The 17,070-nt window shown below is 67.4% G+C and carries 12 protein-coding genes; 9 read left to right on the top strand and 3 right to left on the bottom strand.

Annotated features, from left to right (window positions below; all coding sequences use genetic code 11):
- Window positions 1–22 precede the first annotated feature (22 nt).
- Window positions 23–808, bottom strand: a complete 786-nt coding sequence (locus AC6LJW_RS05600) for an IclR family transcriptional regulator (RefSeq protein ID WP_498086729.1) — start codon at window positions 806–808, stop codon at window positions 23–25.
- 228 nt (window positions 809–1,036) lie between these two features.
- Between AC6LJW_RS05600 and uvrA the strand changes: the two genes are divergently transcribed.
- From uvrA to AC6LJW_RS05570, 6 genes are all read left to right on the top strand, one after another.
- Complete coding sequence (uvrA, locus tag AC6LJW_RS05595) at window positions 1,037–6,832, top strand: excinuclease ABC subunit UvrA (RefSeq protein WP_498086727.1); 5,796 nt, start codon at window positions 1,037–1,039, stop codon at window positions 6,830–6,832.
- A 6-nt stretch (window positions 6,833–6,838) separates the two neighbouring features.
- Window positions 6,839–7,975 carry an aminodeoxychorismate synthase component I gene (locus tag AC6LJW_RS05590; protein WP_498086725.1) on the top strand — a complete coding sequence of 379 codons (1,137 nt, stop codon included), beginning with the start codon at window positions 6,839–6,841 and terminating at the stop codon, window positions 7,973–7,975.
- 120 nt (window positions 7,976–8,095) lie between these two features.
- Window positions 8,096–8,728 (top strand): aminotransferase class IV family protein, encoded by a 633-nt coding sequence (locus tag AC6LJW_RS05585; protein WP_427987267.1) that lies wholly within the window; start codon window positions 8,096–8,098, stop codon window positions 8,726–8,728.
- Between the two features lie 92 nt (window positions 8,729–8,820).
- On the top strand, window positions 8,821–9,336 hold the full coding sequence (locus tag AC6LJW_RS05580) for a sigma-70 family RNA polymerase sigma factor (RefSeq protein ID WP_056568959.1): 516 nt from the start codon (window positions 8,821–8,823) through the stop codon (window positions 9,334–9,336).
- Window positions 9,333–10,313 carry a FecR domain-containing protein gene (locus tag AC6LJW_RS05575; RefSeq protein ID WP_498086723.1) on the top strand — a complete coding sequence of 327 codons (981 nt, stop codon included), beginning with the start codon at window positions 9,333–9,335 and terminating at the stop codon, window positions 10,311–10,313. The genes AC6LJW_RS05580 and AC6LJW_RS05575 overlap by 4 nt, the downstream gene beginning before the upstream one ends.
- Before the next feature lie 103 nt (window positions 10,314–10,416).
- The gene (locus AC6LJW_RS05570; RefSeq protein ID WP_498086721.1) at window positions 10,417–12,807 is read left to right on the top strand and encodes a TonB-dependent siderophore receptor; all 2,391 of its coding nucleotides are present in this window, start codon (window positions 10,417–10,419) and stop codon (window positions 12,805–12,807) included.
- A gap of 10 nt (window positions 12,808–12,817) precedes the next feature.
- On the opposite strand, the gene AC6LJW_RS05565 is transcribed toward AC6LJW_RS05570, so the two are convergent.
- Window positions 12,818–13,720 (bottom strand): LysR family transcriptional regulator, encoded by a 903-nt coding sequence (locus tag AC6LJW_RS05565; protein WP_498086719.1) that lies wholly within the window; start codon window positions 13,718–13,720, stop codon window positions 12,818–12,820.
- Window positions 13,721–13,933: 213 nt separating this feature from the next.
- Here AC6LJW_RS05565 and AC6LJW_RS05560 point away from each other — a divergent pair, with 213 nt between their 5' ends.
- The 3 genes from AC6LJW_RS05560 to AC6LJW_RS05550 are packed head-to-tail and all read left to right on the top strand — an operon-like array spanning window position 13,934 to window position 15,994.
- Window positions 13,934–15,193, top strand: a complete 1,260-nt coding sequence (locus AC6LJW_RS05560; protein ID WP_056568967.1) for an aromatic ring-hydroxylating dioxygenase subunit alpha — start codon at window positions 13,934–13,936, stop codon at window positions 15,191–15,193.
- A gap of 1 nt (window position 15,194) precedes the next feature.
- A complete protein-coding gene (locus AC6LJW_RS05555; protein ID WP_056568969.1) occupies window positions 15,195–15,668 on the top strand; it encodes an aromatic-ring-hydroxylating dioxygenase subunit beta in 474 nt (157 codons plus the stop codon).
- 14 nt (window positions 15,669–15,682) lie between these two features.
- On the top strand, window positions 15,683–15,994 hold the full coding sequence (locus AC6LJW_RS05550; RefSeq protein WP_498086717.1) for a non-heme iron oxygenase ferredoxin subunit: 312 nt from the start codon (window positions 15,683–15,685) through the stop codon (window positions 15,992–15,994).
- Between the two features lie 4 nt (window positions 15,995–15,998).
- Here the strand turns inward: AC6LJW_RS05550 and AC6LJW_RS05545 are convergent, their stop codons facing one another.
- Window positions 15,999–16,847: a tRNA threonylcarbamoyladenosine dehydratase gene (locus AC6LJW_RS05545; RefSeq protein WP_498086715.1), complete on the bottom strand. Its 849-nt coding sequence runs from the start codon at window positions 16,845–16,847 to the stop codon at window positions 15,999–16,001.
- Window positions 16,848–17,070 lie beyond the last annotated feature (223 nt).

Below are 17,070 nucleotides of genomic sequence, written 5' to 3'. Positions count from 1 at the left end.
GGATTTCCTCTGGGGCTGACGGTCAGGCGCCGCCGGACGATACCGGCAGGACGGCGAGTTTGGCTGCGGCGGCGTCGCGCAGCCGCAGCAAGGGGTCGATATAGGCGGACTGCGGATCGCCGCGGCGGCGGAACAGCAAAGTGCTGACGCTGACGCCCGCGACGGGACGCCCTGCCCCGTCGCACAGCGCGACGCCGTAGCAGACGATGCCGGGTTCGTTTTCCTCGTTGTCGACAGCGTATCCCTGCTGGGCCGCCACGCCCAGCGCCTCGCGCAGCGCGGGCAGGCTGGTCAACGTGGCGGGCAGCCGGGCCGGCATGGGCAACGCGTGCAGCAGGCGCTCGCGCGCCGGTTCGTCCAACGCGGCCAGATAGGCCTTGCCGACGGCGCTGGAATGCAGCGCGACGGACGCCCCCACGCGCGACACCATCCGCACGGGGCCGGGGCTTTCGAGTTTGTCGATGTAGATCATTTCTTGGCCGGCGGGCACGGCCAGGTGGACGGTTTCGCCGGTCTGGTCGCGCAGCGCCTGCAGTTCGGGCGCCAGCGCGGCGCGCAGATCGAACTGGGACCACGCCTTGCTGGCCAGCGACATCAGGCGCGGCCCCAGGCGATACGCGCCGCCCGATTCCATGACCATGCCCTGTTCGGCCAGCGCGGCCAGGATGCGGTAGACGGTGGGACGGGGATAACCGCAGTCACGGGCGAGCACGGCGGCCGTCGGCGGCTGCGGCGCGTCGGCCACGGCCTGAAGCACCGCCATGAATTTTCCGAACGCCGCCGCGCCCGCGACCTTGGATTCCTGCACTCACGTCCCCAAATAAATGCCCACGGCCCAAGCAGATGCGCCGCGCGGCCAGCGCGATTTTCAGACGAATCTGCGATACTGTTTATTTGTACAGCTGCCGAGACGCCGGTTGTCCATATTATGGACATGCGCCTCACAATATAGTCAATTATTCCATATCGACGCGCCCGGAACCAGCGATGGCTCACCGCGCCGGCATGCTCCCTACGTCAGGCTACGATACCGTCCATGAGCTCCCATATCCGCATCGTTGGCGCCCGCCAGAACAATCTCAAAAACCTGGATCTGACCATCGCCACGGGCGAACTGGTCGTCGTCACCGGTGTTTCGGGGTCCGGCAAAAGTTCGCTGGCCTTCGACACGCTGTACGCCGAGGGACAGCGGCGCTACGTGGAAACCTTCTCGCCCTATGCGCGCCAGTTCCTGGACCGCATGGACAAGCCGCAGGTGGACCGCATCGAAGGCATCCTGCCGGCCATCGCCATCGACCAGACCAACCCGGTGCGCAGCTCGCGCAGCACGGTCGGCACGATGACCGAACTGAACGATCACCTGAAACTGCTGTTCGCGCGCGGCGCCAAGCTGTATTGCCGCGGCTGCGGCAAGCTGGTGCGCCGCGACACGCCGGAATCCGTCTATCACTCGCTGGCCGAGCGCGCCGCCACCGCGGGCGACCCGCGCCTGGTCGTGACGTTCCCGATCGCCGTGCCGGCCAACTTCACCGAAGACGAAGTCCGCGGCTTCCTTGAGCAGCAGGGCTACACCCGCGTGCACGCCGAGGAAACCGCCGTGCCCCGCGCCGCCGCCCCCGCCAAGGGCGCCAAGAAGGCCAAGGCCACGAAGACCGCCAAGGCCGCCACCGAGGAACGCCGCATCCTGCATGTCATCCAGGATCGCTTCCGCTTCGCCGGCACCGAGCGCGAACGCATCATGGAAGCGCTGGACACCGCGCTGCGCATGGGCGCCGGCCACATCGCCGTCTATGCCGTGGACGCCGACGGCGGCAACGCGCACATCTGGAAGTACAGCGACCGGCTGCACTGCGCCGATTGCGACATCGAATACACCGACCCCCTGCCCAGCAGCTTCTCGTTCAATTCCCCGCTGGGCGCCTGCGAAGCCTGCCGCGGCTTCGGCCGTGTGATCGGCATCGACTTCGGCCTGGTCATTCCCGACGAGAAAAAGACCCTGCTCGAAGGCGCCATCAAGCCGTGGACCACGCCGTCCTACAAGGAATGCCAGGACGACCTGCAAAAGTACGCCCCGCGCGCAGGCGTGCCGCTGGGTGTGCCCTGGAAGGACATGAGCGACGAGCACAAGCGCTGGGTGCTGTACGGCACGCCCGACTGGAAGGGCGGCAACGACGCCTGGAAGCATCAGTGGTACGGCGTGCAGCGCTTCTTCGACTGGCTGGAAACCAAGGCCTACAAGATGCACGTGCGCGTGCTGCTGTCCAAGTACCGCAGCTACACGCCCTGCCCCACCTGCAACGGCGCGCGCCTGAAGCCCGATGCCCTGCTCTGGCGCCTGGGCAACAAGGACGAAGCCGATGCCGTGCTGCCGCCGGAAGACGGCCGCTACAAGCGCTTCATGCCCGTCGGCACCACCTGGAGCCGCGAACAGCTCAATGGCCTGGACGGGCTGTGCCTGCATGACGTGATGCTGCTGCCGATCGAACGCGTTCGTAAATTCTTCGACACGCTGTCGTTCTCGGGCGCGCTGGACGCCGCCACCGACCTGCTCATGACCGAAGTGCGCGCGCGCCTGAAGTTTCTGTGCGACGTGGGCCTGGGCTACCTGACGCTGGACCGCCAGAGCCGCACGCTGTCGGGCGGCGAGGTCCAGCGGATCAACCTGACCACGGCACTGGGCACCTCGCTGGTGAACACGCTGTTCGTGCTGGACGAGCCCTCCATCGGCCTGCACCCGCGCGACATGCACCGCGTCGTCGAGGTCATGCACCGCCTGCGCAACGCCGGCAATACGCTGGTGGTCGTGGAACATGATCCGCAGGTCATGGTGGCCGCGGACCGCATCATCGACATCGGCCCCGGTCCCGGCGAACGGGGCGGCCGCATCGTCTTCGACGGCACGCCGGTGCAACTGCGCGCCGCCCCCTCGCTGACGGGCGACTATCTCGGCGGCCGCCTGCGCGTGGAAGCGCCGCGCCCGATGCCGGTGGCGGCCAACACGCCGCGCCTGCTGCTTGAAGGCGTCAACGCGCACAACCTGAAGAACGTCTCGGTCGAGCTGCCACTGGGCCGCCTGGTCTGCGTGACCGGCGTGTCCGGTTCCGGCAAATCCACACTCGTGCAGGACGTGCTGTACCCCGCGCTGCTCAAGCAGAAGGGCAAGCCGTCGGAAGCGCCGGGCGCCTTCGACCGTCTGCTCGGCGCCGAGCAGATCGCCGACGTCGTCATGGTGGACCAGACCCCCATCGGCAAAACCGCGCGCTCCAATCCGGCCAGCTACGTGGGCGCGTTCGACGCCATCCGCAAGCTGTTTGCCCAGGCCCCGCTGGCGCGCGAACGCGCCTACACGGCCGGCACGTTCAGCTTCAACGGCGGCGACGGCCGCTGCCCGACCTGCGGCGGCACCGGCTTCGAACACGTCGAAATGCAGTTCCTGTCCGACGTGTACCTGCGCTGCCCCGATTGCGACGGCAAGCGCTTCCGCCCCGAAGTCCTGGAAGTGCGCGTCGAGCACCTGGGCAAGAGCGCCTCGATCGACGAGGTGCTGGAAATGACGGTCAGCGAGGCGCTGGACTTCTTCAAGGGCCTGCGCGACGTGCAGACCGGTCTTGCGCCGCTGGCCGACGTGGGCCTGGAATACGTGCGGCTGGGGCAACCCGTGCCGACCCTGTCGGGCGGCGAGGCGCAGCGACTGAAGCTGGCCGGCCACCTGGCCGAGGCCGCGCGCAGTGGCATCTCCACCGCCAAGGTCGCAAAGAAGGGCAGCCTGTTCCTATTCGACGAACCCACCACCGGCCTGCACTTTGACGACGTCGCGCGCCTGATGCGGGCGTTCCGCAAGCTGCTGGCCGCCGGCCACACGCTGCTCGTCATCGAACACAACCTGGACGTCATCCGCGCGGCGGACTGGCTGATCGACCTGGGTCCGGAAGGCGGCGACGCCGGCGGCCTGGTCCTCGGCACGGGCACGCCGCAGGACCTGATGGACAACCCCAAATCGCACACGGGCGCCGCGCTGCGCGACTACGAAGTCAGCATCCTGCCGGCCGACGTCGTGGCGGGCGGTGTGGCCGACGTGGTGGTCAGCAGCGACGCGGACGCGCAGGAGGCCGAGCAGGCCGGCCTGACCGCGCGCATCGCCGAACCGCAGGCCGAGTACGGCGCGGGCGTGGGCACGCCGCTGCAATCCTTGGTGCGCGAACGCCGCCAGGGCAGCATGGCCATCGAAATCCGCAACGCGCGCGAACACAACCTGAAGAACATCAGTGTCGAGATCCCGCACGACAAGTTCACCGTCATCACGGGCGTGTCGGGCTCGGGCAAGTCCACGCTGGCCTTCGACATCCTGTTCAACGAGGGCCAGCGCCGCTATCTGGAGTCGCTGAACGCCTATGCGCGCGCCATCGTGCAGCCGGCCGGCAAGCCGGACGTGGACGCCATCTTCGGCATCCCGCCCACCGTGGCAATCGAACAGCGCACCAGCCGCGGCGGCCGCAAGTCCACCGTGGCCACGATGACGGAAATCCACCATTTCCTGCGGCTGCTGTACGTGAAGCTGGGCACGCAATACTGCCCGGACTGCAACGTCGCGGTCGAACCGCAGAACACGGACCAGATCGTGGCGCGCCTGTTGCGCGAGCACAAGGGCGAGCACATCGGTCTGCTGGCGCCGCTGGTCACCGCGCGCAAGGGCTATTACACGGACCTGGCCAAGTGGGCCGGCTCCAAGGGCCATTCCCATCTGCGCGTGGACGGCGAATTCATTCCCGTGGCGCCGTGGCCGCGCCTGGACCGCTACAAGGAACACACCATCGAACTGCCGGTGGCGGACGTGGTGGTCGACCCGGCCAACGAGGCCGACCTGCGCGCCGCCGTCAAGAGTGCGCTGGAAAACGGCCAGGGCGTGATGTCGGTCGTCTGGCCGGTCAACAAGCTGCACGAGGCGCTGAACAGCGAATTGCAGCAGCAGCATTTCTCGGTCAAGCGCGCGTGCCCGTCCTGCGGCACCAGCTTCCCCGAACCCGATCCGCGCCTGTTCTCGTACAACTCCAAGCACGGCTGGTGCACGGGCTGCTACGGCACGGGCCTGCAATTGCAGGGCTTTGACGAAGAGCAGACCGGCGAAGAAACCGCCTGGAACGCGTGGTACGAAGGCGAGGCCAAGACCTGCACGCAGTGCGACGGCCAGCGGCTGAACCGCGTGGCGCGCGCCGTGCGCTGGCGCGACAAGTCGATTGCCGAACTGGCGTCGCTTCCGGTGTCGGACGCGCACACCTTCTTTACCGGACTGGTGGCGCGCGGCCGCGAAGGCGAGATCGCCCGCGACATCCTGGCCGAGATCCGCGGCCGCCTGAACTTCATGCAGGAAGTGGGCCTGAACTACCTGGCGCTGGACCGCGCCGCGCCCACGCTGTCGGGCGGCGAGGCGCAGCGCATCCGGCTGGCCGCGCAGTTGGGCTCCAACCTGCAGGGCGTCTGCTACGTGCTGGACGAACCCACCATCGGCTTGCATCCGCGCGACAACCGCATCCTGCTGGACGCGCTGGCGCGGCTGGAAGGCAACGGCAACACGTTGGTGGTGGTCGAGCACGACGACGACACCATCCGCCGCGCCTCGCACGTCATCGACATCGGGCCGGGCGCGGGCATCCGGGGCGGCCGCGTGGTGGCGCAAGGCACCGTGCAGGACGTGATCGACGCGCCCGAATCCGTGACCGGCCGCTACCTGAAGACGCCGCTTGCGCATCCGCTGCAAGGCCGCCGTCCGGTCGAGGCCGACACGCCCATGATCGAGATCCGCGGCGCGCGCCTGCACAATCTGCGCAGCGTTGACGCGCGCATCCCGGTGGGCCGCCTGAGCGTGGTGACCGGGGTGTCCGGTTCCGGCAAGTCCACGCTCGCGCGCGAAGTGCTGCTGGACAACCTGACGCAGGCCGTCTCGCAAGGCAAGGCGCCGGGCTGGGCGGGCTGCGAAAGCATCACGGGCTGGGAAGCCATCGACCGCGTGCTGGAAGTCGACCAGACGCCCATCGGCAAGACGCCGCGCTCGTGCCCGGCGACCTACGTGGGCTTCTGGGACGATGTGCGCAAGCAGTTCGCCGACACCCGCGAGGCCCGCATGCGCGGCTGGACGGCGGCGCGCTTCTCGTTCAATACCGGCGATGGCCGCTGCCCGATCTGCGAAGGCCAGGGCATGCGCACCATCGAAATGAACTTCCTGCCCGACGTGAAGGTGCCGTGCGACGCCTGCAACGGCGCGCGCTTCAACAACGACACGCTCAGCGTGCAGATGCGCGGCAAGAACGCCGGCGAGCTGCTGTCCATGGAAGTGGACGACGCCATCGGCTACTTTGCCGCCCATCCCAAGATCCATCGTCCGCTTCAACTGATGCAGGACGTGGGGCTGGGTTATCTGACGCTGGGCCAGCCGTCGCCGACGCTGTCGGGCGGCGAGGCGCAGCGCATCAAGCTGGTGACCGAGCTGTCCAAGGCGCGTCTGACCGACGGCCTGATCAAGACCGGCCGCGCCTCGCGCATCCCGCACACGCTGTACGTGCTGGACGAGCCGACGGTGGGCCTGTCGATGGCCGACGTCGAAAAGCTGATCCATGTGCTGCACCGGCTGGTCGAAGCGGGCAACACGGTGGTGGTGATCGAGCACAACCTGGACGTCATCGCCGAAGCCGACTGGCTGCTGGACCTGGGCCCCGAAGGCGGCACGGGCGGCGGGCAACTGGTGGGCGAAGGGTCGCCCGAGCACGTGATGACGCTGGCCGATCATTCCCACACTGGCCGGGTCCTGACGGAGTTCCTTGCGCAACAACAGCCGTAACGCACCATGGATTGCCGTTTTGAAGACCGGCTTGCCGGACGCGCGCTGCGCCTCAGCGGGTTCCGCGCCCGCATCGAGGCACGCGCCGCCGCCGAGGTAGGCCCGGCGCTGGAAGCCATCGAGGCCGCGCGGCGCGACGGCCGCTGGATTGCCCTGCTGCTGGATTACGAGCTGGGTGAGTGGCTGCTGCCCGAAGCCACCCGGCCCGCGCCGGCCGGCCCGTGGACGCCGCCGCGCGACGACGGGCGTCCCCGCCTGACCGCGCTGGTGTTTGACCACAAGATCGACGAAGCGCCGTGGGATGCGCCGGCCGCCGATGCCCCCGCCGCGTCCATCAGCCTGCCCGCGCCGCGCATGACCGAGCCCGCCTATGTGCGCCAGATCGACGCCATACGCGGCCTGATCCGGGACGGCGAGCTGTATCAGGTCAATTTCACGCAGCCGCTCGACGTCGGCTTCCAGGGCGATCCGGCCACGCTGTACCGCCGCATCGCGGCGCGCAACCCGGTCGCCCACGCCGCCTACATCCAGGACGGCGAGCGCACGGTGCTGTCGTTTTCGCCCGAGCTGTTCGTGCGGCGCGACGGAGCCAGGCTGACGACCCGGCCCATGAAAGGCACCGCGCCGCGCCATGCCGATCCGGCCGAGGACGAACGCCTGGGCCAGGAGCTGCTGGCCAGCGACAAGAACCGCGCCGAAAACCTGATGATCGTGGACCTGCTGCGCAACGACCTCGGGCGGCTGGCCGAGCCCGGTTCGGTCAAGGTGGACGCGCTGTTCTCGCTGGAACGCTATCCCACGGTCTGGACGATGACGTCCACCGTGTCGGCCACGGCGCCACACGCCACGCTGTCGGACGTGCTGCACGCGCTCTTTCCCTGCGGATCGATCACCGGCGCACCGAAAGTCGCAGCCATGCGCCGCATCCGCCAAATGGAAACCGCCCCGCGCGGCCTGTATTGCGGCAGCATCGGCTGGCTGGCCCCGGATGGCGACTTTTCGTTGAATGTCGCGATCCGAACCCTCGTCCTGGACCCGCACGGCCACGGCGTCTACAGCGTCGGCGGCGGCATCGTTTACGATTCGGACCCCGCAGGCGAATGGCAGGAATGCCACTGGAAGGCCCGCATCCTGCGCGCCTGACGGCGCAAACCTTACGGCCGGTAGTAGCATAGAGCGCGGCGCGGCCTGGGCGGCCCCACCTAGGCGGCCCCGCCCAGGCCGCGCACCTAGGCGGCCCCCGCCTTATTCCAGGAGAGTCCCATGCAGCCCGAATTGATCGAGACCATCCTGGTTGAAGCCTCCGGCAACGTGCCCCTGCTGGCGCGCCACCTCCACCGCCTGGAAGCGTCGTGCAAGGCGCTGGGCTATGTCTGGGGCGGCCGCGACGTCGAAGGCGACATCCTCGTCGCCGTCATGTCGCTGGGCTCTGCCGGCCCGCACCGCCTGCGCCTCCTGGTTGCCCGCGACGGCAGCCGCCACATCCAGACCGCCGTCCTGCCGTCCCTGCCCGCGCACCAGGAAGTCATGCTGGCGCCAGAGGCGCTGCGCTCTTCCGAACCGCTGCTGCGCTACAAGACCACGCACCGCCCCTGGTACACCAAGACGATCGAATGGCTGCCCTCGCACCCGCACATCTTCGATCTGCTGTATCTGAACGAGCGCGGCGAACTCTGTGAGGGCAGCCGCAGCAACGTCTATCTGCGCATGGGCGACGTCTGGTACACCCCGCCCGTGGACAGCGGCTGCCTGCCCGGCGTGCAGCGCGCGCAACTGCTCAACGACGGCAAGACGAAGGAACGCGTCCTGACGCTGGCCGACCTGCATGCCGCCGACGAGATCCGATTGTCGAACGCGCTGCGCGGGTGGTTCACCGTGACGTTCCGCGACACCTGACAGCCGCTCGGGGCGAACGCGCATTGCAAAAGCCGCGCCGCTGAAGAATAATTGCGACTGATTCTTATTGGCATCATGTCAGCGGCTTCATCGTGTCTTCCACCCGCCCCGGGGCGCCCGCCTGCATCGAATCCCTGTATTGCGACCACCACGGCTGGCTGCAGGAATGGTTACGGCGCCGCCTGGGCAACACCTTCGACGCCGCCGACATCGCGCACGACACGTTCGTGCGCCTGTTCCGCAACCAGGAACCCATCCGCGAACCGCGCGCGTTCCTGACCACCATTGCCCGCGGCCTGGTCATCAACCATTGGCGGCGGCAGGATCTGGAACGCGCCTACCGCGACACGCTGGCCACCGTCGCCGACACCCTGCATCCGTCGCCTGAGGACCGCGCCCTGCTGATGGATGCGCTGTCCGAACTGGACGCATTGCTGAACCAGCTCAACCCCAAGGCCCGCACGGCCTTTCTGCTGGCGCACCTGGAAGGCCTGGGCTACGTCGAGATCGCCGCGCGCCTGGCAGTGTCCGAACGCATGGTCAAGAAGTACATGGCGCAGGCGATGCTGCACTGCCTGACGTCCAGCATGGCGGCCGCCGCGCCATGACGCCCGCCGCCAGCGCGCCCAGCTTCAAGGTGCTGCAAGAGGCCGCCGAGTGGTTTGCCGTGCTGCGCGCCCCCGCAGTGCCGTCCGGCGAGCGCCAGCGCTGGCGCCAATGGCACGACGCCGATCCTTCGCACCAGATTGCCTGGCGGCGCGTGGAGGCGATCAGCGGCAAGTTCGACGACCTGCCGGGCGTGGACAAGCCCACCGCGCACCGCATGCTGGACGCCGCGGCGGCCAAACGCACGCAGCGCCGCAGCGCCCTGAAGATGCTGACGCTGCTCTGCGGCACCGGGCTGGGCGCGTGGGCCGCCACCCAAAGCACCCCGTGGCGCGCGTGGACGGCGGCCCATCACACCAGCGTGGGCGAGCGCCGCCAGATCCAGTTGGCCGACGGCGGCACCCTCTGGCTCAACACCGGCAGCGCGGTCGACGTGGACTACGGCCCGCAGTTGCGCCGCGTGGTGCTGGTGGCCGGAGAGATCCTGGTCAGCACCGCGCCGGACACGCAGTCCCCCGCGCGGCCCTTCGTCGTGGACACCGCCGAGGCGCGGCTGCGCGCGATCGGCACGCGCTACGCGGTCTACCAGGACGACGACGCCAGCCGGGTCGCCGTCTTCGAGGGTGCCGTGGAAGTGCGCCCCAAAGCCGCCGGCGCGCCCCCCCTGATCGTGCTCGCCGGCCAGCAATCCTGCGTCACCCGGGCGGCCGCCGCGCCGCCCGAGCCCGCCGAACCCGCGCGCGAATCCTGGTCGCGCGGCCTGCTGATCGCCGAGAACATGCGTCTGGCGGACTTCATCGCCGAACTGTCCCGCCACCGGCGCGGCTATCTGGCCTGTGCGCCGGAGGTGGCCGACCTGCGCATCGTGGGCGCCTATGCGCTGCCGGACACGGACCGGGTGCTGAGCGCGCTGGCCGCCACGCTGCCCGTGCGCATCCAGGCACCCATGCCGTGGTGGGTGACGGTGGTGCCGCGCTGAGACCACACGGCGCAAAAAAATTCAGGACCGAGGTTCCCTTTTCGGATGCCGCGTTTGGCATACGGGGTGAAGACCCTCTTCTTTCCCCCACGAAAGGCTTTCCATGCACTCCTCGTCCCTTACCCGCCGCACCGCGCTGTCGCTGGCGATTTCCGCGGCCCTCCTGGGCATTGCTGTCTCCACGACCTCGCCCGTGCACGCGCAGCCCGCGCCGGCCGCCTCAGCCAGCCGCGACTTCGACATCGCGCCCGGCGCGTTGAGCCGCGTCGTCACCCAGTTCGCGGCGCAGGCCGGCATCCAGGTGTCCGTCGACGCCGCCATGACCGCCGGCCGCGACAGCCCCGGCCTGCGCGGCCGTCATTCCGTGGCGAGCGGCTTCGGCGCCCTGCTGGCCGGCACCGGCCTTGAGGCGGTCCACAGGGGCGGCGGCGAGTACACCCTGCGCCCCAGCCCAGCGGCGCCGGGGGTGGTGACGCTGCCCGGCGTCACGGTGACCGGCTCCACCAACGCCGCCCTGCAGCAGGACGGCTTGGCCAGCGACGGCTACCGCGCCTCGCTCGTGCAGTCGGTCGGCGCCCTGGGCGGCATGGATCTGCAGCGCGCGCCCTTCGCCATCAACGTCGTGCCCCGTGAACTGCTGCAGAACGTGCAGGCCCAGTCGCCCGACGACGTCTACAAGATCAGCCCGTCCGCCATGACGCAGACGCCCCAGATCAGCGGCTGGGCGCCCATGGTGAAGATTCGCGGGTTCAACAGCTACGACCGCGCCGAAGAAGGCCTGCGCCGCTCCTTCGGCTTTGCGGCATCCATCGAAGACAAGGAACGGGTCGAGATCCTGAGCGGGCTGTCGGGCTTCCTGTTCGGCGCGGCCTCGCCCGGCGGGATGGTGAACTACGTCTACAAGCGCCCCACGCATGAGCGTCTGAACAGCGTCACGGTCGGCAACTACGGCGGCGGCCAGTATTACGTGCACGGCGACTTCGGCGGTCCGGTCGACAGCAATGGCAAGGTCGGCTACCGCGTCAACCTGGTGCGCCAGGACGGCGACACCGCCGTCGACGACCAGAAGATCGACCGCAGCCTGGCCAGCGCCGCGCTCGACTTCAACATCACCGACCGCTTCAAGCTGGAGCTGGGCGCCTCCTACGGCGACTACAAGATGGACGCGCCCAACTCCTACTGGTTCTTCCGCGACGGCGTATCCCGCCCCACACTGGACACGAAGAAGAACTGGAGCCAGCCCTGGATCCGCGATGAAACCGAAACGCGCAAGTGGATGGCCCGGGCCACGTATGAAGCCAGCGACCACCTGACGCTGCGCGTGGCCCACCTGCGCGAATACCAGGACCGGCCGGTGCAGTACCACACGATGAATTCGGTTCGGTCCGCGGGCGAATACTTCCAGCTACGCCAGAAGGTCGGGCCCACGCGCACGGAATCCGAGGCATGGCAGGCGCTGGCCGACATCTCGTTCGCCACGGGCCCGGTTGATCACAAGATCACCATGGGGTACTACGGCTACACCGACCGGCAATGGCAGAACACGTGGTTCCCCAGCACCGGCTACCAGGGCCCGTACAGCCTGGATTCGCCCACGCACGTGCCGGAACCGGACTGGGCCACGACGCCGGCCAAGTCGATGTACTTCTCCAGCCGCATCCGCAACGACAACTTCATGATCGGCGACCTGGTGCGCTTCAACGATCAATGGTCCGCGCTGGTCGGCATCAACCGCAGCACCATCCAGACCACCGACCGCAACGCCGACGGCAGCCTCAGCCAGCCCGACTATGACCGCGGCAGGAACTCGCCCAACGCGTCGCTGATCTTCACGCCCGTGCCGTGGATGACGGCCTATGCGACCTACATCGAAGGTCTGGAACAAGGCGGCGTGGCGCCCGAAGACGCCGCGAATGCGCTGCAGGTCATGGCGCCCATGCGCAGCAAGCAGAAGGAATTGGGCCTGAAGGCCGAGGTCGGCGGCGTGCTGGTGAGCGGCGCGCTGTTCGATATCGAAAAGGCCTACGAATACACCAACGATTCCAATGTCTACGGCCAGGACGGCGTGCAGCGCCACCGCGGCGCGGAGGTGTCGGCCATCGGGAAGGTGACGCCGGCATGGACGGTCGTGGGGGGCGCCACGTGGCTGCATGCCCGCGTCGAAGGCGGCGCCAACGATGGCAAGGATCCCTTGAACGTGCCGAAGTTCATGGCCAAGCTCTACTCCGAATACGCCCTGCCCTTCGCGCCCGGCCTCAGCGTCACGGGCGGCGTCTACCACGTCGGCAAGCAGTGGTCCTCTGCCACCAACGTCAGCCGCCTGCCGTCCTACACCACGTTCGACGTCGGCCTGCGCTATGCGGCCCAGGTCTCGGGCCGGCCGCTGACGCTGCGCCTGAACGTGAACAACGTCACCGGCCGCGACTATTGGCTGAACAGCTATTACCTCGGCAGTCCGCGCAGCGTCGCGCTGTCTGCGCAGATGCAGTTCTGAAGGCGCGGACTCAGTCCGCGAACACGTCCACCACCACCTGCCGGAGCCACTGGTTGGCGGCTTCGCGGTGGTTGCGGGCGTGCCAGAACACGTTGATGACGGACTCTGGAATCTTCACCGGACAGGGCGCGGCGGCCAGGCCAAAGGGGCCGCACGCGCAGTCGGCAAAGCGCTGCGGCACCACCGCGATCATGTCGGTGGCCTGCAGCACCGGCCCCACCGCCATGAAGTGCGGCACCGTCAGCCGCAGCCGGCGGCGGATGCCCGCGCGCGCGATCACCTCGTCCACCACGCCGTGGCCGGTGCCTTCGGACACGATCGCCACGTGTTCGGCCGCGCGAAACTGCCTGGCCGACACGCCCGAACGCGCCAGCGGATGGTCCTGCCGGAAGATGCACACATAGGGCTGGCGAAACAGCCGGCGCTGAAAGAACCCGCCTTTCAATCCGGGCAGAAAGCCCATGGCCAGATCCATTCGGCCCCGTTCCATCTCGTCACGCACGTCGATCGACGTCGTGCGCACCGTGCGGATGGTCACGCCCGGCGCGACCTGATCCAGCGCCCGCATCAGGCGCGGCAGGAAGTAGGTCTCGCCCACGTCGTTCACCCCGATCACAAACGCGCGCTCGCTGCGCGCCGGATCGAACGCCACGCGCGCGTTCAGCGTGCCTTGCAGCGCGGCAAGCGCATCGGCAATCGGCTGGGCCAGGCTCTCGGCATACGGCGTCGGCACCATGCCGCGTGAGGTCCGCAGGAACAATTCGTCGCCCAGCAGCTTGCGCAGCCGGCTCAGCGCATTGCTGACGCCCGGCTGCGAAATCCCCAGGCTTTCCGCCGCCGCCGACACCCGGCCATGCTTGTGCAATTCATTGAAGACGACGAGCAGATTCAGATCCACGTCTTTCAGGTTCATGCGGCTGTCTCCACCAATATTGATTCTGGTGATTTATGTAATAAGCCAAATTCTATTTATTAATTTCGTGCCCTGCCCGAAGATGCGAAAAAAACCGCCTGCGCCAATGCCGCGCTAGGCGCTGCCCGGCCGCCACGCGGCCAGCTGAAAATGGAGACAAATCATGCGCGTCCGCACGCATTGCATCGCCTCGTCCTGTAGCAGGGGCCGTCCATGAACGCCCCCGAACACCCCATCCAATTCGTCCCGCCCTGGCAAGGCGACGGTTCCCATCGCATTCCGTTCGGCGTTTACACCGACGCCGCGCTGCACCAGCGGGAACTGGAGCGCTTCTTCTACCGCGGTCATTGGAGTTACGTGGGCCTCACGGCCGAAATCCCGAATCCCGGCGACTTCAAGCGCACGGTCGTGGGCGAGCGGTCCGTCATCCTGCTGCGCGACAACGATGGTGAAGTGCGCGTCGTGGAAAACGTCTGCGCCCATCGCGGCGTGCAATTCTGCCGCGAACGCGCCGGCAACCGCACCGAGTTCGTCTGTCCGTACCACCAGTGGAACTACGACCTGCAGGGCAACCTGATCGGCGTGCCCTTCCGCCGCGGCGTCAAGCAGGACGGCAAGATCAACGGCGGCATGCCGCCCGACTTCAAGCCCGAGGAACATGGCCTGACGAAGCTGGCGGTCGCCTGCCGCAACGGCGTGGTCTTCGCGTCCTTTGACCATGACGTCGAGCCGCTGGCAGACTACCTGGGGCCCGACATCGCGCATTACTTCGACCGCGTCTTCGACGGCCGCGAACTGGTGATCCACGGCTACAGCCGCCAGCGCATTCCGGGCAACTGGAAGCTGATGCAGGAGAACATCAAGGACCCCTATCACCCGGGCCTCCTGCACACCTGGTTCGTCACCTTCGGGTTATGGCGCGCGGACAACCGGTCCGAACTGAAGATGGACCGACACTTCCGCCACGCCGCCATGATCTCCACGCGCGGCCAGGGCGGCAAAAGCACCGTCACCAGCGGCGTGTCCAGCTTCAAGGAGCAGATGTCGCTGAACGACGACCGCTTCCTGGACATCGTGCAGGAACCCTGGTGGAACGGCCCCACCGCCGTACTCATGACGCTGTTCCCCAGCGTCATCATCCAGCAGCAGGTGAACTCGCTGTCCACCCGCCACATCCAGCCGGTCGGCCACGATGCCTTCGACTTCGTCTGGACCCATTTCGGCTTCGCCGACGACACCCCCGAAATGACCCAGCGCCGGCTGCGCCAGGCCAACCTCTTCGGCCCCGCCGGCTTCGTGTCGGCCGACGACGGCGAAGTCATCGAATTCTCGCAGTCCGGCTTCGAACAAAAGCCCTGGCACCGCAGCGTCGCCGAACTGGGCGGCAAGACCGCCGAAAACACCGATCACATGGTCACCGAAACGCTGATACGCGGCATGTACGCGTACTGGCGCCGCGTGATGGAGGCGTGACATGCTGGACTTTCCGCTCTACTACCAGCTCACCCGCCTGTACTCCGACTACGCCGCCGCGCTGGACGCCGGCGAATGGGAAAAGTGGCCAGACTTCTTCATCGAGGACTGCGTCTACAAGGTGCTGCCGCGCGAAAACTACGAACGCGGCTTTCCGCTGGCGACCATGGCCTTCGAGAGCCGCGGGATGCTGAAGGACCGCATCTACGGGGCCACCGAAACCATCTTCCACGATCCCTACTACCAGCGCCACGTCGTCGGCGCCCCGCGCGTGCTGCTGGTGCAGGACGGCCGCATCGAATCCGAGGCCAACTACGCCATCTTCCGCACCAAACCCAGCCAGCTCACCACCGTCTTCAACGTCGGCCGCTATCTGGACGTCATCCGACAGACGCCCGACGGCCTGAAATTCGAATCGCGGCTATGCATTTTCGACAGCGAGCTGATACCGAACTCGCTGATCTATCCCATCTGACCAGGAGACGAATCATGCGTGTGCAATGGATCAAGGCCATCGGACGCGATGAAGTCCCCGAAGAGGACGTCATCGCCGTCGAGGCGGGCGGAAAGGAAATCGCGCTATACGGCGTCGACGGCGAGGTCTACGCGACCGACAACCTCTGTACGCACGGCAATGCCAGACTGTGCGAAGGCTTCCTGACCGGCCACGAAATCGAATGCCCGCTGCACCAGGGCCGCTTCGACGTGCGCGACGGCCGCGCGCTGTGCTCGCCGCTGCGGGAAAACATCGCGACGTATCCCGTGCGGATTGAGGACGGCGTGGTGTTTGTGGCGATTTAAGGGGTCACACCGCCAGCCGCAAAGCCTCGTTCGCCGCCGCCATGCCCATGGCGGCGGTCACGGTAACCACCGACCCATAACCCGCGCACGACAGGCCCTGCGGCGCCAGGTTCAGACCCGACGCGCCCATATCATCTTCACCTTCACGAGGCTTGGTCCACGCATCCGGCAAAATCGCCGGCTGGTCGAACCACAACGCATGCACGCCCATCTTCGGCACCCGCTTGAGCGCCTTGCCGTTCTTGTCGGACGCCCGTGGAAACCCATGCTCGCGCCGCAACTTGTTGCGCAGCTTGGCCAGCAGCGCATCATTGACCGCCCCCGACAAATCACCCGCCCGCAACGCCAACGGATCCGTCTTCCCGCCCGCACCGCCGCACAGCAGCATCGGCACCCCAAGCGCCCGCGCATGCAAAATCATCGCAATCTTCGCGGCCGCCTGATCCGTGCAATCGATGATGACCGTATAAGGCCCCGGCAGCACCTCGCCCACGTTTTCCGGCGACACAAAGTCGTCCACCCGGGTGATGCGGCATTCCGGATTGATCGCCAACACCCGCTCGGCCATCGCGTCGACCTTGGACTGTCCGAGCGTCGAACTCAATGCATGGATCTGCCGGTTCACGTTGGATTCGGCAATGTGATCCAGATCGATCAGCGTCAACGCCCCCACCCCGCAACGAGCAAGCGCCTCCACGGTCCACGAGCCGACGCCGCCCAGGCCGGCAACGGCAACATGGGCATTACGGATGCGCGAGGGCGCTTCGGGACCATAGAGGCGCGACAGCGCGCCAAAACGACGGTCGAGATCGGCGGGTTCAGGAATGAGTTCGGGCGAGTTCATGGACCGCATTTTATGGCAGCGGCCGCCAACCCACCCTCCCCATTCCTGCAGTCAAGGTGACAAGGTGTCTGACACCCTGCAAAGACTGCCGTCATATCAAGGATGTGCCCCAAGGGTGTCAGACACCGGAAGCAGCGGCGGCCAACCGGGCGCGGGCCCCGCAAAATGCTTCAAAGCCGCGCAAGCCCGGGCAAGAACCTTAAGAACTCACCCCGCCCCAGCGCCCGCCAAG

This window comes from Achromobacter sp. 1012554356, assembly GCF_059760815.1.
Note: the sequence above shows the minus strand (reverse complement) of the source record. Positions and strands in the feature narration are given on the sequence as shown.

Bases quoted from the DNA above. Each gene is read 5' to 3' on its own strand.
- uvrA (WP_498086727.1), top strand. From the start codon at position 1,037: ATGAGCTCCCATATCCGCATCGTTGGCGCCCGCCAGAACAATCTCAAA.
- AC6LJW_RS05590 (WP_498086725.1), top strand. From the start codon at position 6,839: ATGGATTGCCGTTTTGAAGACCGGCTTGCCGGACGCGCGCTGCGCCTC.
- AC6LJW_RS05585 (WP_427987267.1), top strand. From the start codon at position 8,096: ATGCAGCCCGAATTGATCGAGACCATCCTGGTTGAAGCCTCCGGCAAC.
- AC6LJW_RS05575 (WP_498086723.1), top strand. From the start codon at position 9,333: ATGACGCCCGCCGCCAGCGCGCCCAGCTTCAAGGTGCTGCAAGAGGCC.
- AC6LJW_RS05570 (WP_498086721.1), top strand. From the start codon at position 10,417: ATGCACTCCTCGTCCCTTACCCGCCGCACCGCGCTGTCGCTGGCGATT.
- AC6LJW_RS05565 (WP_498086719.1), bottom strand. From the start codon at position 13,720: ATGAACCTGAAAGACGTGGATCTGAATCTGCTCGTCGTCTTCAATGAA.
- AC6LJW_RS05560 (WP_056568967.1), top strand. From the start codon at position 13,934: ATGAACGCCCCCGAACACCCCATCCAATTCGTCCCGCCCTGGCAAGGC.
- AC6LJW_RS05555 (WP_056568969.1), top strand. From the start codon at position 15,195: ATGCTGGACTTTCCGCTCTACTACCAGCTCACCCGCCTGTACTCCGAC.
- AC6LJW_RS05550 (WP_498086717.1), top strand. From the start codon at position 15,683: ATGCGTGTGCAATGGATCAAGGCCATCGGACGCGATGAAGTCCCCGAA.
- AC6LJW_RS05545 (WP_498086715.1), bottom strand. From the start codon at position 16,847: ATGCGGTCCATGAACTCGCCCGAACTCATTCCTGAACCCGCCGATCTC.